The 13,195-nt window shown below is 42.0% G+C and carries 14 protein-coding genes and 1 riboswitch; all 14 genes read left to right on the top strand.

Annotated elements, in window-relative coordinates; all coding sequences use genetic code 11:
• Positions 1–3 precede the first annotated feature (3 nt).
• On the top strand, positions 4–1,101 hold the full coding sequence (locus ML543_RS02200; protein ID WP_243385509.1) for a GerAB/ArcD/ProY family transporter: 1,098 nt from the start codon (positions 4–6) through the stop codon (positions 1,099–1,101).
• Positions 1,102–2,202, top strand: coding sequence for a Ger(x)C family spore germination protein (locus ML543_RS02195; RefSeq protein WP_243385508.1), 1,101 nt, complete (start codon positions 1,102–1,104; stop codon positions 2,200–2,202).
• 148 nt (positions 2,203–2,350) lie between these two features.
• Positions 2,351–2,534, top strand: a riboswitch (cobalamin riboswitch).
• A 188-nt stretch (positions 2,535–2,722) separates the two neighbouring features.
• Positions 2,723–3,691 carry an ABC transporter substrate-binding protein gene (locus ML543_RS02190; RefSeq protein ID WP_243385507.1) on the top strand — a complete coding sequence of 323 codons (969 nt, stop codon included), beginning with the start codon at positions 2,723–2,725 and terminating at the stop codon, positions 3,689–3,691.
• Positions 3,651–4,712, top strand: coding sequence for a FecCD family ABC transporter permease (locus tag ML543_RS02185; protein WP_243385506.1), 1,062 nt, complete (start codon positions 3,651–3,653; stop codon positions 4,710–4,712). Before ML543_RS02190 ends, ML543_RS02185 begins: the two co-directional genes overlap by 41 nt.
• A 2-nt stretch (positions 4,713–4,714) precedes the next feature.
• Positions 4,715–6,178 carry an adenosylcobinamide amidohydrolase gene (locus ML543_RS02180; RefSeq protein ID WP_243385505.1) on the top strand — a complete coding sequence of 488 codons (1,464 nt, stop codon included), beginning with the start codon at positions 4,715–4,717 and terminating at the stop codon, positions 6,176–6,178.
• Positions 6,175–7,140 carry an adenosylcobinamide-phosphate synthase CbiB gene (gene cbiB / locus ML543_RS02175; RefSeq protein ID WP_243385504.1) on the top strand — a complete coding sequence of 322 codons (966 nt, stop codon included), beginning with the start codon at positions 6,175–6,177 and terminating at the stop codon, positions 7,138–7,140. Before ML543_RS02180 ends, cbiB begins: the two co-directional genes overlap by 4 nt.
• Positions 7,097–8,173 carry a threonine-phosphate decarboxylase CobD gene (gene cobD, locus ML543_RS02170; RefSeq protein WP_243385503.1) on the top strand — a complete coding sequence of 359 codons (1,077 nt, stop codon included), beginning with the start codon at positions 7,097–7,099 and terminating at the stop codon, positions 8,171–8,173. Before cbiB ends, cobD begins: the two co-directional genes overlap by 44 nt.
• Positions 8,170–8,760, top strand: coding sequence for a bifunctional adenosylcobinamide kinase/adenosylcobinamide-phosphate guanylyltransferase (locus tag ML543_RS02165; protein ID WP_243385502.1), 591 nt, complete (start codon positions 8,170–8,172; stop codon positions 8,758–8,760). Before cobD ends, ML543_RS02165 begins: the two co-directional genes overlap by 4 nt.
• Complete coding sequence (locus tag ML543_RS02160) at positions 8,726–10,228, top strand: cobyric acid synthase (protein ID WP_243385501.1); 1,503 nt, start codon at positions 8,726–8,728, stop codon at positions 10,226–10,228. Before ML543_RS02165 ends, ML543_RS02160 begins: the two co-directional genes overlap by 35 nt.
• A complete protein-coding gene (cobS, locus tag ML543_RS02155; protein WP_243385500.1) occupies positions 10,221–11,000 on the top strand; it encodes an adenosylcobinamide-GDP ribazoletransferase in 780 nt (259 codons plus the stop codon). The genes ML543_RS02160 and cobS overlap by 8 nt, the downstream gene beginning before the upstream one ends.
• Complete coding sequence (locus ML543_RS02150) at positions 10,973–11,599, top strand: histidine phosphatase family protein (RefSeq protein ID WP_243385499.1); 627 nt, start codon at positions 10,973–10,975, stop codon at positions 11,597–11,599. Before cobS ends, ML543_RS02150 begins: the two co-directional genes overlap by 28 nt.
• A complete protein-coding gene (locus tag ML543_RS02145) occupies positions 11,551–11,982 on the top strand; it encodes a bifunctional adenosylcobinamide kinase/adenosylcobinamide-phosphate guanylyltransferase (RefSeq protein WP_243385498.1) in 432 nt (143 codons plus the stop codon). Before ML543_RS02150 ends, ML543_RS02145 begins: the two co-directional genes overlap by 49 nt.
• The gene (locus ML543_RS02140; RefSeq protein ID WP_243385497.1) at positions 11,979–12,452 is read left to right on the top strand and encodes an ECF transporter S component; all 474 of its coding nucleotides are present in this window, start codon (positions 11,979–11,981) and stop codon (positions 12,450–12,452) included. Before ML543_RS02145 ends, ML543_RS02140 begins: the two co-directional genes overlap by 4 nt.
• The gene (locus tag ML543_RS02135; protein ID WP_243385496.1) at positions 12,449–13,156 is read left to right on the top strand and encodes an ATPase; all 708 of its coding nucleotides are present in this window, start codon (positions 12,449–12,451) and stop codon (positions 13,154–13,156) included. The genes ML543_RS02140 and ML543_RS02135 overlap by 4 nt, the downstream gene beginning before the upstream one ends.
• Positions 13,157–13,195: the final 39 nt, after the last annotated feature.

Raw genomic sequence — 13,195 nt, 5'->3', positions numbered from 1 at the left:
CGAATGAACCGAACGATGTTCAATGACATAACCCTTTTACAATACATTTTCATCATCAACGGTGTTCAAGTGGGCATCGGGGTGTTAACCCTTCCCCGCGATATTGCAGCGGTTGCTCAAACGAGCGGATGGATATCCATTTTAATTGGGTATGTCGTATCTTTAATCGGAAGCTTCATCATCATTACCGTAATGAAGCAGCATCCGAAAGATACGATTTATGATTTATTAGTCCGCACGTTTGGAAAATGGATTGGTCGGTTAATCGCTTTTGTATGGGTTGTTTATTTTTCGATAGGGTCATACATTATTTTAACGACGACGATTCGGATTTTAGTTGTGTGGGTTCTACCTGAAACGCTATACTTTTTACTCGTTTTTTTAGTGCTCTTCCCATGGGTATTTATCGCGCGAAATGGTGTACGGATCATCGGTAGATATTCTCAGCTTATCTTTTTGTTAACGCTTTGGATGCCATTAGTCTTATTAGTGCCATTAAAAGATGCCACGTGGCTCAACTTAATGCCTATTCTAGATGGGAACTGGAAAGAAGTTCTAGCGGGTGTGAAAACGACAATCTTCTCCTTTTTAGGATTTGAGGTCGCTTTCATTTTATATCCCTTTTTAAAGGATCAAAAAAAAGCATATCTCGGTATTTTTATCGCAAACACGATTACGTGTATCGTGTTTTTACAAATTACGATTACATGTTTTGTTGTTTTTAACTTAGATCACTTACAGGAATTAATTTGGCCAACGCTCAGTTTATTAAAACCGATTTCATTTGCTTTTTTGGAGCGATTGGAGATTATCTTTCTCTCGGTTTATATGTTCCAAATCTCCACGACAGGAATTCCCTTTTTGCTTTTTTCGTCTTTAGGTGTGACACAAATTGTTAGCTGGAAAGATCATCAGTACGTCTTATATGTATTGGCGATCCTACTAGCGATTACAGCCATACTTTATAATCCATCTCATGATACGTTATCAGCGATAGGCGGGATTTGGACAAACTTTGGCTTTTGGTTAATTTATGTGTTTCCATTGCTTTTACTCATTATTGTTCTCGTGAAAAAACGGTTGAAAAAGAAGGAGAATTAAATGGTTAAAAAATGGTGGATCATTTGTTGCGTTTTGATGCTTACAGGTTGTGGAGACGTATTAGACATTGAAGATACGGTCGTGATGCTCGTATTAGGCATCGATGAAGGGAAGGAAGAAAAGTATACTTTCTATCAAATGAGTCCTGTGTTCTCCATTGAAGCATCGGAAAAAAGTCAGGTGCTAGAAGTACAAGCGAATTCCGTTCGGGAAGCGGCGCAATATTTTGATGTAATGAGTAACGGATCAGTCGTAACCGGGAAAATTCAGGCTGTGATTTTGTCGAAAAAATTGTTGGAAAAGGAAGAGCCACTCCCTATTATTGACTATTTTTACCGAGATGCACGAAGTAGTGCCAATGCGTATGTCGTCATGTTTAACGGACCAGTCGATGATTTGCTACGGTTGGAAACGCCTGATAAACCGCGTTTCGGTATCTTTTTAAATAACTTACTCAAAAGTGCCTATCAAAATGAAACGACCGCCGATACAACGTTGGCGTTATTTCGGAAGAAAGTGGAACAAAAAACGGTTACCCCGTATATTCCTGAGCTTGCAACGGTGAAAGATGGGATTCGTGTAACCGGCATAGCTTTACTAAATGAAAAAGGAACGTATGTCGACTCACTAGACATATATAATAGTGCCATTCTTCTCATTTTAACGAGACAAGTGAACGAGCCTGTGCCATTTATCTTAGAGTTGAACGATGCTGAACAAGTTGTGTCTATGAATATTAGTAATGCGAACTATGATTACACCGTGAAGGAAAGTGGCGGTACGTTTGACTTTACGGTCGAAATTTCGATGGATGTCACATTAGAAGAAGTGGTTACAGAAAATGAAGAAGCAAAAGATAAAAAGAAGTTAACGAAAATGATTGAAACCGAAATGGAGAAAAAAGCAGAAGAATTGATTAAGCGGATGCAGGAACAAAAAATAGACCCAGTTGGGTTTGGCCTATACGCAAGAGCATATGAATACGAAAAGTGGAAAAAAATCGAGGACAAATGGTTTGAAGTGTTCTCACAATCAACCGTCAACGTGAAACCGAATATCGAAATTAAAGACTTTGGGATTATTGAAAGTGCGAAACAGTAGGGGAAACGTATTTCATGTACAAATGTTAACGATTGAGAAAGAATCCACTTTATCCCTAATCATAATAATATGATATTTTAGATAATTTTTTATTTTTCACTCTACCCGAACGCAAAATTATAGTGTATAATAACCTCAGTGTGACAAATTCATACAAAATCAAACAGGTGCTGACATATCCTGTCAGTTAAAAGGGAAGTTGGTGAAAATCCAACGCGGTCCCGCCACTGTGAATGGGAGCGACTCAAATACACCCACTGTACGAATGGTACGGGAAGGGTTGAGGAGCGATGATCATGAGCCAGGAGACCTGCCTGTTTGTGTGCACCGATAGCCCTACGAGGATAGGGAGGTGTTGAGGCGACCCGTTTTTTGCTTTTACATAAGCAGATGATGACATCCGTTTTCGACATCTCCTATTCGTTGGGAGATGTTTTTTTTTGCTCACCAAAGAGGCATTTAATAGATAAAAGCCTTTATGACGAGCAGCTTGATACATACTAAAGGGGGAAACAAAAAGATGAAGAAGCTACATTTATTATTGGCTGCGTTTCTTTTATCGCTTTCTGTGCTAGCTGGATGTAATGCGGCTAATGAAAGCGAAGAACCAAACACACAAAATCAAGAAACGACTGAAAATGTAGAGGCAGCTTTTCCGGTAACGGTAACCGATGCACTCGGTGAAGAAGTGACAATTGAGGAAGAGCCGAAGCAAATTGTCTCGCTTATTCCGAGTAATACAGAGATTGCGTTTGAACTTGGTTTAGGCGATAAAGTGGTAGGTGTGACGGACTTTGACAACTACCCAGAAGAGGTTACGTCCATCGAAAAAATCGGTGGCATGGACTTTAATGTTGAAAAAATCATTTCGTTACAACCAGATTTAGTGTTGGCGCATGCGTCAGGTGCACATAATTCAGAAGAAGGTTTAAATCAGCTGAAAAATGCGGGCATTCCTGTGTTTGTCGTTGAAGATGCTACGTCTTTTGAGCAAGTGTACAAAACAATTGAAACAATTGGGACGCTAACAGGTGCTAAGGATGAAGCGGCGACAGTTGTGGAAGAAATGAAAGCAAAAGTAGCTGACATTAAGGCGAAAGCTTCTGAAATTGCTGAAGCTGATCAAAAGTCTGTGTTTGTCGAAGTGGACCCAACTCTTTATACAACAGGTAAAGGGACGTTCATGGATGAAATGCTAATGATCATCAATGCGAAAAACATCATTGAAGAAGAAGGATGGCCGCAAGTTTCTGAAGAAGCAGTCATTGAAAAGAATCCAGACGTCATCATTACAACGTATGGGTATTACACGCCAGATGCAGTTGAACAAGTTCTTTCACGTGATGGGTGGCAAGATGTGAGTGCAATTCAAACGAAAAGCGTATACGATGTGAATTCGGATAAAGTAACGCGTTCCGGTCCACGTCTCGTTGAAGGAGTCGAAGAGCTTGCAAAAGCCATCTATCCAGACGTTTTTGCAAACGAATAAAATCATGCCGTATGGTATCGTGTCGATATTTTTCGTCGTGTCGTTGTTGATTTCGATATCAATCGGGACCATTCATATTCCAGTGCGTACGATATTAGATATATTTTCACACGCCCTGTTTGAAACTGAATTGCTGCCGACGACTGAAAAAATGCACGAAAATATCGTGTTGGACATACGGTTACCACGCGTATTATTGGCGGGTCTTGTTGGGGCTTCTTTAGCCCTTGCAGGAGCCGCCTTTCAAGGATTATTGCAAAATCCACTTGCCGACCCATACACGCTAGGGATTTCATCAGGCGCATCTTTAGGTGCTGTTTTCGTTTTGTTTTTTGGGATTCAAATTCCCTTTTTAGGACAACTAACTCTCCCATTTATAAGCATTGTGACAGGGTTTATTACTCTTTTCATCGTGTTAGTTTTTACGCAAATGATTGAGCGTTCGATGAAAATGGAAACGATTATTTTAACAGGAATTATTACGAGTTCCTTTTTAAGTGCATTTATTTCTTTAATGATTGCGTTAACGGGTGAAGAGTTACGACAGATTATTACATGGTTATTAGGAAGCGTGTCGATGCGCGGATGGGAGTACGTTCAATTAATTGCGCCGTTTTTTTTCATTGGCTCGATTCTTTTAGTTTTCCAAGGAACTACCCTCAATGCCTTGTCGTTTGGGGAAGAGAAAGCTCATTATTTAGGGGTGGATACGCGGAAGAAAAAGCTATTCATCTTGTTTGCGGCATCTATTTTAACAGGGGCGGCCGTTGCCGTCTCAGGTACGATCGGATTTGTCGGACTAGTCATTCCACATTTAATCAGATTGCTCTTTGGCCCTGACCACCGTCATTTATTGCCGCTTTCGATGCTCTTTGGCGCAGCGTTTTTAATGTGTGCAGACTTAGTCGCCCGAACCATTATATCACCAACGGAGCTTCCGATTGGAGTCATTACGGCTTTAATTGGCGCACCGATTTTTGCCATCATTTTAATTCGACAACGGGTAGAAAGAAGAGGATAACGATGTTACAAGTGGAGAACATTTCAGGAGGATATCACGGGGAAACGATTGTTCATGACCTTAACTTTACGGTAGAGAAGGGAGAGTTTTTCGGTATTTTAGGTCCGAATGGAAGCGGAAAGACAACTTTACTAAAAATGATCAGCGGGCTCATTTCGGTGAAAACAGGAACCATTTCATTAGAAGATAAGCCTTTATCACATTTTTCGGCGAAACAATTGGCTAAAAAAGTCGCAGTCTTGCCGCAAATGCAAAGCGCTTCGTTCGAATACACCGTGAAAGAAACGGTGTCCCTCGGTCGCTATCCGTTTCAAAAAGGATTATTTAAACAATGGACGGAAAAGGATGAGAAGGTTGTAACGGAGGCAATGGCCATTACGGAAATTGAGGCGTATGCCAATCATCGCTTAAGTGAATTAAGCGGCGGAGAAAAACAGCGCGTGTTTTTAGCGCAAGCCCTCGCGCAAGAACCTGTTCTCTTATTGTTAGACGAACCGACGAACCACTTGGATATCTCCCATCAAAAACAACTTCTTGATCACTTAAAAGAGTGGTCCATTCAAAAAGGGTTAACGGTTATATCTATCTTCCATGATTTAAACTTAGCGAGCTTGTATTGCGACCGGTTGTTATTGATGAAAGATGGCAGGCAAATGGCTCTGGATGACCCCAATCATGTCGTGGAGGAAAAGCTCATCGAACGAGTATACGAAACGTCTGTGAAAAAGCGACCACATCCTGAGTTGCCAAAGCCACAAGTAATGATTGCTCATCCGTTTCAAGAAGAAAATAAGACCGTTTTTCGCTCAAGCGATATTGCTGTGTCGAATGAAATCATTTCTCTTCAATTACCGAAACCGTTGAAAACACTCTCTTCTGGAGTGATTGGAGCTGGGTTTGGTTGGTATCGTTCGTTTGTCAATCGTCACGTCCCAAAAAATTACAAATGCGATGACGTCAAAAGTGAGATGGAGATGTATTTACAAAAGCACCATTTTCATCCGAAGGAGACAGTCGGCATGATGACAGCTGCAAACCTCACTGATGTGGCCATCGATGAATGGAGCGATGGTGAAATTAAGGTCGTTGTAGTAGTAACCGCAGGTGTCAGCAATGCGGTTAATGTTGCGGAATGCGAAAAGCATGTGTTTGAAAGCTATGCGGGAACGATTAACACATGGGTGTTGATTGAAGGAAATTTATCGGATGAAGCGTTTATCCAAGCGGTCATGACCGCAACTGAAGCGAAAGCAAAAGCGATGGCCGATGAAAAAATAAAAGACACGGTCACAAACACGATTGCTACAGGAACCTCAACCGATAGCATCTTAATTGCTGCCACGCAACAAGGAGAAACGATTGACTATGCAGGTACGATTACGAAAGCAGGAAAGTTAATCGGAAAAGGGGTTTATGAATGTACAGTTCGCGCCCTTTTAGCCTATAAAAGGCGGATGATACCATGATGACGCACGTGCTTATTGTTGTGTTGGCATATTTACTTGATAAGTGGATGGGGGACCCGAAGCATCTGCCGCATCCTGTGAGGTGGATGGGATCATTCATAGGGTTTTTAGAATCAAAATGGAATCGCAATCGTTACCAAACATCGCTCGGCTTTTTAATGCTGATTACGGTATCCGTTGTTTTTACAGCTTCAGCCATGATACTTGTATACGTATCGTATCGCCTTCATTTGGCTATTGGCATCGTGGTCGAAATGGTTTTATTGACGTTTATGATTGCCGAAAAAAGCTTAAAGGACGCGGCGATGGATGTGTATGAGCCACTCTCGCAAAATCAGCTACCACAAGCGCGTGAAAAGCTTTCCTGGATTGTCGGACGCGATACGGAAACGCTAACGGAAGGGGAAATTGTGAGAGGAACGGTGGAAACGGTCGCAGAAAATACGAGCGATTCAGTTATTGCGCCGTTATTTTGGGCGTTTATTGGAGGAGCTCCACTCGCCGTGTTGTACCGTGTTGCCAACACAGCCGATGCAATGGTCGGGTACACGAGTCCGAGGTATAGACAATTTGGTTTTGCCGCAGCAAAATGGGATGACTTTTTAAATTATATCCCGAGTCGATTAACGGCTGTTCTCATGATTTTTGTGAACCGTTCAGATCAAACAAAGCGTCAATGTTTCCGTCTGCTTAAGCGGGATGCGAAAAAACACCCAAGTCCAAACAGCGGCTTTCCAGAAACAGCCATGGCTGCACTCTTAGGGATTCAATTAGGAGGAACGAATACCTATAAAGGAATTATTTCAAAACGAGCGCGACTTGGGGATGCGCTTAAAGCATTAAAAGCAGTCCACATTTGTGAAAGTGTCCGAATGATGCAGCGAACGAATACTAGTTTTGTACTTGGAGGTGGAATCGTTGGAATGGCCGTCGCATGGATCCAATCCTTCTTATTTATATGAATCTCTTAATCTCCCAATTCCACAATCAATGATCGATTTCAGTGTAAACATCAACCCATATGGAACACCACGATCGATTATCGAACGTTGGCGTAATTTTTATGACATCATTCATGACTATCCAGACCCGAAAAGCCTGTCATTACGTCAAGCGATTGCCGAAAAAGAAAACGTTCCAATTGAAACGGTGTTTGTCGGAAATGGCGCAGCGGAAGTGATTCATTTACTCGCTAACACACTTCTAGAAAAACAAAAGGTAATCATTGTCGAACCGACATTTTCAGAATACGGAAAGGCTTGTGCAAAAGTGGATAGTTCCGTCATTTCTCATATCGTAACGGAAGCGAACGGGTGGAAGTTGAAAGCAGATGAACTCATTGAACAATTAGAAGGGGTAAAGGGCATTTTTATTTGCAACCCGAATAATCCAACCGGAACGGTGCATGAAAAACAAGAGCTGTTAAAGCTGATAAAGGCTTGTCACGAACGACATGTACTTGTATTCATTGATGAGGCATTTGTTGATTTTTCCGTTGAGGATGTTTCGATGAAATCACATCGTGCGACCTTTCCGAATGTAATCATCTTACGTTCTTTAACGAAAATGTATGCGATAGCTGGTCTTCGTTTAGGGTATTGCTTGGCGGATAAATCAATTGTTCAACGTCTTGAACAAGCACAGGTGGAATGGAGTGTCAATGCACTTGCCCAACAAATAGGTGAGCTCTGTTTAAAAGATGAGGCATTCGTGACAGATACGAAAATGAAAATCGCAACGGAACGAATGCGTCTATTTCCTTTATTAAGAGAATATGGCTTTCGCATTTCCGATAGTCGGGTGAATTATTATTTAATGAAGCATGAATCAATCTCCTCCGAAGAGTGGTTGACGTATTTATTAAAAAAGGGAATTGTTGCACGGCACACGATGAATTTCCGAGGACTAAAGGGAGATTACTTACGCTTTTCTATTCGGACGAAAGAAGAAAACGACCGTTTACTCGAAGTTATTCAAGAAAGGTGTTCGTCATGATGGTGTTTGTAACCGGTGGGGTTCGAAGTGGGAAAAGTTCGTGGGCTGAGCGCTTTTGTATCGAACGAGCGAAACAGAAGATGAGCCCAGTTCATTACGTCGCCACGTCAGCCATCGTCGATTCTGAAATGGAACAGCGCATTTTGCTCCATCAAAAACGTCGGGTACAATCAGGCATCGAGTGGAAAACGATCGAACAACAGCAGCATATTCGCGAAGTGACCGCACATTTAACAGGAGATGAAATCGTCTTAATCGACTGCTTAACGAACCTCGTGAACAATGAAATGTTTGCTGACATGAGAACGTATGAACAAATTGAATATCAAGATGAACTGATTCGTTCGATTGCAAAGGAGTTGCATGAAATTGATCAAGCAAGTGACACGCTTGTCATCGTTTCTAATGAACTTGCCTTTGATACGAATCGTTTCCCGATGGTTCATTCTTTTATTCGTGTACTTAATAAACTGCATCAACACCTCGTTCATCATAGTACGTTATCAGTCATGATGGAGGCAGGCATTCCTATTTGGAAGAAAGGAGTATGGCATGAACGGATTGATGATTCAAGGGACGGCTTCTGATGTGGGAAAAAGCCTCATTTGTACTGCCCTTTGTACCATTCTTCATCAACGGGGATACAAAGTAACCCCTTTTAAATCGCAAAACATGTCGAACAATTCATATGTCACAAAGGATGGAAAAGAAATTGGCCGAGCGCAAGGAATACAAGCTGAAGCCGCAAATATTGAAGCATCGGTTGAAATGAATCCGATCTTATTAAAGCCACAAAGCGATGAAAAAGCGGAGATTGTTCTGCTTGGTAAGCGCTATCAATCGTTAGGTGGACGGGAATATCGGGACACGTTTTATGAAAAAGGGTTGGAAGTCATCCAATCCTCTTTAGCGAAATTAAGCGAACAATTTGAAGCTGTCGTCATTGAAGGGGCCGGTAGCCCAGTTGAAATTAATTTGAACGACCGGGAGCTTGTTAACATGAAAGTAGCCGAGATAGCGGATGTCCCGGTCATTTTAGTGGCTGACATTGACCGAGGGGGCGTGTTTGCCAGCATCATCGGAACGTTAACTCTTCTAAGTGAAACAGAACGAAAACGGGTAAAAGGAATCATAATTAATAAATTTCGGGGTGATCAATCATTATTTGAATCCGGTCGAAAGTGGTTGGAAGAGAAGACGGGTATTCCTGTATTAGGCGTTATTCCGTATGTTGACCATGCAATTAGCGGAGAAGATTCATTATCGATTTCGGCTCGCTTTCAATCGCAGGAAGTAAGTGAAATCGATATTGCAGTGATGAAGCTTCCGTATATCTCGAACTATACAGATGCTGAACCTTTTTTATTTGAAGAGGGGGTATCGGTTCGAATGGTTTCTACGTTAAGTGAGTTTGGAAATCCAGATGCGGTGATCATTCCCGGAACGAAAAGTACGATTTCCGATTTACATTCGTTACGGGCCTCAGGCTTGGAGCAACGTATCAAAACATTTGTGCAAAGCGGTGGAACCATCGTTGGCATTTGTGGTGGTTACCAGATGCTTTCCAAACAGTTAATTGATGAATACGGAACAGATACCGGAATAAGCGGATACAATACAGCAGGTTTCAACCTTATTCCAGCAGTGACGACTTTTTCACAATGGAAAAAAACGATTCAAACAGAAGGAACGACACACCCATTAAGTGGATTTTCAAGTTTACCAGTTCGTGGGTATGAAATTCACCTCGGACAAACGATGTTTCAAGGACCTCACACTCCTTTATTAATGGTAGAAAATGAAGCGGAAGGAGTCTCGATAGAAGACGGGTGTATCCTTGGAACTTACGTACATAACCTTTTCCATAATGATTTATTCCGAACAGCTTGGCTCAATAAGCTTAGGGGAAGAAAAGGACTTCCGGAACAAAAGATGGTCTCAATGGAGAAGGAGAAGATGAATCAGTATGAAAACCTCGCTGCTCATGTCGAGAAACATTTAGACGTTCAAAAGCTTCTAGAGATTATGACCGCATGGAGGGAGCAGCATGGGTAAGAGCTGGACAGGCCTCTTGATTGCCTTTCAATTTTTTACAATCATTCCGATTCGAAAAAACTTCCCGCTAGACGATAAGCGATTAGCTGGAGCAGTTGCTTCCCTTCCACTTGTCGGGGCTTTTATAGGAGGAGTGGGTAGTCTCATTTTATGGTTTCTTCACACGTTTACGGACCTTTCTTCTCTTTTCATGAGTCTCTTATTTTTCTTTTCGTTTTTTGTCATGACGGGAGGAATTCATCTTGACGGATGGGTGGATATGAGTGATGGGTATTTTTCGTATCGTGAGCGCTCAAGGCGGTTAGAAATTATGAAAGATCCAAGGGTTGGAACATTTGGGGTAGTATCATTACTTTTTTTACTTGCTTTTAAATGGGTGTTTAGCTATGAAATCATCGAAGATTTATCAAATGATACGTTTCTTTTATTTGCGCTTGTGCCCTTTTTATCCCGTCTTGTGATGGGGGGAATCTTACTTCATAGCCCCTTAGCGAAAAACGAAGGGCTTGCGGCGCTCTTTCAACAAGCCGCTTCGAAAACGATTTGGATTTATTACGGGATTTATATTTTTTTATTCGTCCTTGTCATCACATTAACTTCTGTGAACTTGATTGTTCCAATAGCTTTTCTCTTTGTGGGGAGTGTCGTCTGTTTTGTAGGATTTTATAACTTTTGTAAAAGAGCTTTCGGTGGCATTACTGGTGATACATTAGGGGCCACGGTCGAAGGGACTGAAGCTTTGTTATGGATGATTATTTGGTTATTACATTAATTCGTCACGGACGAACGAAAGAAAATGATGAGAAGAAATACATAGGCTGGACAGACAGTTGTTTATCAAAGGAAGGGTATGTCGCGTTGCAAAAAAGGGAGCTTTCCTTTAAGCCAGATCTCATCTTTTCGAGTGATTTAAAGCGATGTATCGAAACCGCGTCCATTTACTTTCCGTACGCAAGACCGATTTTAAGTCCCTTGCTTCGCGAGATTCATTTTGGTGATTTTGAACAGAAGACGTTTGAAGAACTAAAAAACGTTCCTGCCTACCAAAATTGGCTAGACGACCCGTTTCAAGGTCCCATCCCGAACGGGGAGCGGTACGACCAATTTTCTCAACGAATTCAAAAAGGGTGGGGTGAGGTGAAAAAACGAATCACCTCACACCATGGAATTCGACACGTTGTGATTGTGACACATGGTGGCGTTATTCGTGAGCTACTGTCGCGATTTTCACCAGTCGAAAAGCCTTACTGGTCTTATTCTGTATCACCTGGCGACTTCGTGCATCTCACAACGACCGAAACAAAACTAAGGAGGGATGAACGATGCATTTCGTTACAGGAGGCGCTTATAACGGAAAGCGAAAATGGGTGATAGAACATATGGTGAAAGACGCTCCTGCACGATGGATTTCGGGGTATGAAAAAACGGTGACGGACTTACAAAACATCAAAGCATACGAAAAGTTAACCGTCATAGAAGGATTGGAACAATTCATCTATGCGTGGCTTGAGAACCATGACTGGAGAAGAGAATGGCACACGTTACTCCATCAATGGATGAAGTGGGAAACTGAAAATCGGAAGCTCATTATCATCGGGACGGACATGTCAAAGGGGATCGTGCCGATGGATGCGAAAGAACGTTTGTGGCGTGACGTCACAGGATGGTGCTACCAAGATATTGTGAACCATGCTTCTACAGTCGATGTCGTTTGGTACGGAGTTTCAGAACGTTTGAAGGGGGAAATAAGATGAGAAATTTTACAGTGATCGTCATGTTTATTTCATTATCCGTCATTGGAGCGATGATCAAAATCCCGGCTATCGTCGGAAGTGTCGCACTCGATTCCTTTCCGGCCTTTTTAGCGGCAATTCTCTTACATCCAGTCGTTGGGGGGATAGTCGCGTTCGCTGGTCACTTTTTATCGAGTTTACTAGTCGGCTTTCCGCTCGGAGGCTTTCATCTGTTAATAGCAGCTGAAATGTTTGCTCTAGTGTATTTGTTCGGTATCCTATTTCGTAAATCGAAGTGGGGCGCATTGTTCACAGCTATTTTATTAAATGGACTCGTTCTTCCTTTACCGTTTTATGCGATAATGGGTGGCGCGTTTTATGTTGCCATTGTTCCTTCTTTACTGATAGCTGCGGTTGTGAATGTCGGTGTCGCTCTTCTTTTAGCTCCACGCTTGGCGGCGTTTTTAACGAAAAGGGGGCTAGGTTCATGAGCCGTGACGTCATCTTTCTTCCAAATTCAGCAGATGAGTGGCTCGCAATCGCTTGTGATAATAGCGGAGGAATCGGAGAGAAAGAAAGAGACATTGTCCATGTTCCGTATGAAATGGTCATCGATTATGGATTACGAGTTGCGTTCATGGAATTATTCGCAGTCGGGGCTAAGCCGAACGCACTGATTGTGCAAAACTTTGTGCATGATGACGTATGGCCGCTTATTGAAAAAGGACGAGATAAAATTTGTAAGGAACTTTCAATTGAGCCTATTTTGCTTTCGGGAAGCACTGAGAGTAACTTCTCTCTTTTACAGTCAGCACTCGGATTTACCGTCATCGGTAAAGTGAAAAAGGACCATGTAAAAGTTGGGATGACGCCAAAAGGTGCAGCGATTGCATTAATTGGGAAACCGCTCGTCGGAAAAGAAGTTATCGATAATGAGCATGAAATGGCTCCGCTATCACTATTTAAGACACTCCTTCATCATCCGGGGGTTTACGAAATCGTTCCGTGTGGATCAAAGGGTATTTTCCACGAATGTAAGTTGTTAAATGAAACGTTCGTAAGTCATCCGTCCATTGACCTTCAAAAATCGGCTGGTCCCGCAACATGCTTCGTGATGACCTATAATCAAACGTATGAGCAACAACTTCAAACAATCGCAAAAACTCATTTCCATAAGCTAAAGCAAGACGTGTGACAGGCACTTTCTAATTGTGATACTATTTCCATAAATAAG

Origin of the sequence: Bacillus kexueae (assembly GCF_022809095.1) — a bacterium.
GTDB classification, from domain to species: Bacteria; Bacillota; Bacilli; order Bacillales; family Aeribacillaceae; genus Bacillus_BZ; species Bacillus_BZ kexueae.
Note: the sequence above shows the minus strand (reverse complement) of the source record. Positions and strands in the feature narration are given on the sequence as shown.

What these genes read in the sequence shown, in the direction of transcription:
- ML543_RS02200 (WP_243385509.1), top strand. Translation starts at nt 4, where the DNA reads ATGAACCGAACGATGTTCAATGACATAACCCTTTTACAATACATTTTC.
- ML543_RS02195 (WP_243385508.1), top strand. Translation starts at nt 1,102, where the DNA reads ATGGTTAAAAAATGGTGGATCATTTGTTGCGTTTTGATGCTTACAGGT.
- ML543_RS02190 (WP_243385507.1), top strand. Translation starts at nt 2,723, where the DNA reads ATGAAGAAGCTACATTTATTATTGGCTGCGTTTCTTTTATCGCTTTCT.
- ML543_RS02180 (WP_243385505.1), top strand. Translation starts at nt 4,715, where the DNA reads ATGTTACAAGTGGAGAACATTTCAGGAGGATATCACGGGGAAACGATT.
- cbiB (WP_243385504.1), top strand. Translation starts at nt 6,175, where the DNA reads ATGATGACGCACGTGCTTATTGTTGTGTTGGCATATTTACTTGATAAG.
- ML543_RS02165 (WP_243385502.1), top strand. Translation starts at nt 8,170, where the DNA reads ATGATGGTGTTTGTAACCGGTGGGGTTCGAAGTGGGAAAAGTTCGTGG.
- ML543_RS02160 (WP_243385501.1), top strand. Translation starts at nt 8,726, where the DNA reads ATGAACGGATTGATGATTCAAGGGACGGCTTCTGATGTGGGAAAAAGC.
- cobS (WP_243385500.1), top strand. Translation starts at nt 10,221, where the DNA reads ATGGGTAAGAGCTGGACAGGCCTCTTGATTGCCTTTCAATTTTTTACA.
- ML543_RS02150 (WP_243385499.1), top strand. Translation starts at nt 10,973, where the DNA reads ATGGATGATTATTTGGTTATTACATTAATTCGTCACGGACGAACGAAA.
- ML543_RS02145 (WP_243385498.1), top strand. Translation starts at nt 11,551, where the DNA reads ATGCATTTCGTTACAGGAGGCGCTTATAACGGAAAGCGAAAATGGGTG.
- ML543_RS02140 (WP_243385497.1), top strand. Translation starts at nt 11,979, where the DNA reads ATGAGAAATTTTACAGTGATCGTCATGTTTATTTCATTATCCGTCATT.
- ML543_RS02135 (WP_243385496.1), top strand. Translation starts at nt 12,449, where the DNA reads ATGAGCCGTGACGTCATCTTTCTTCCAAATTCAGCAGATGAGTGGCTC.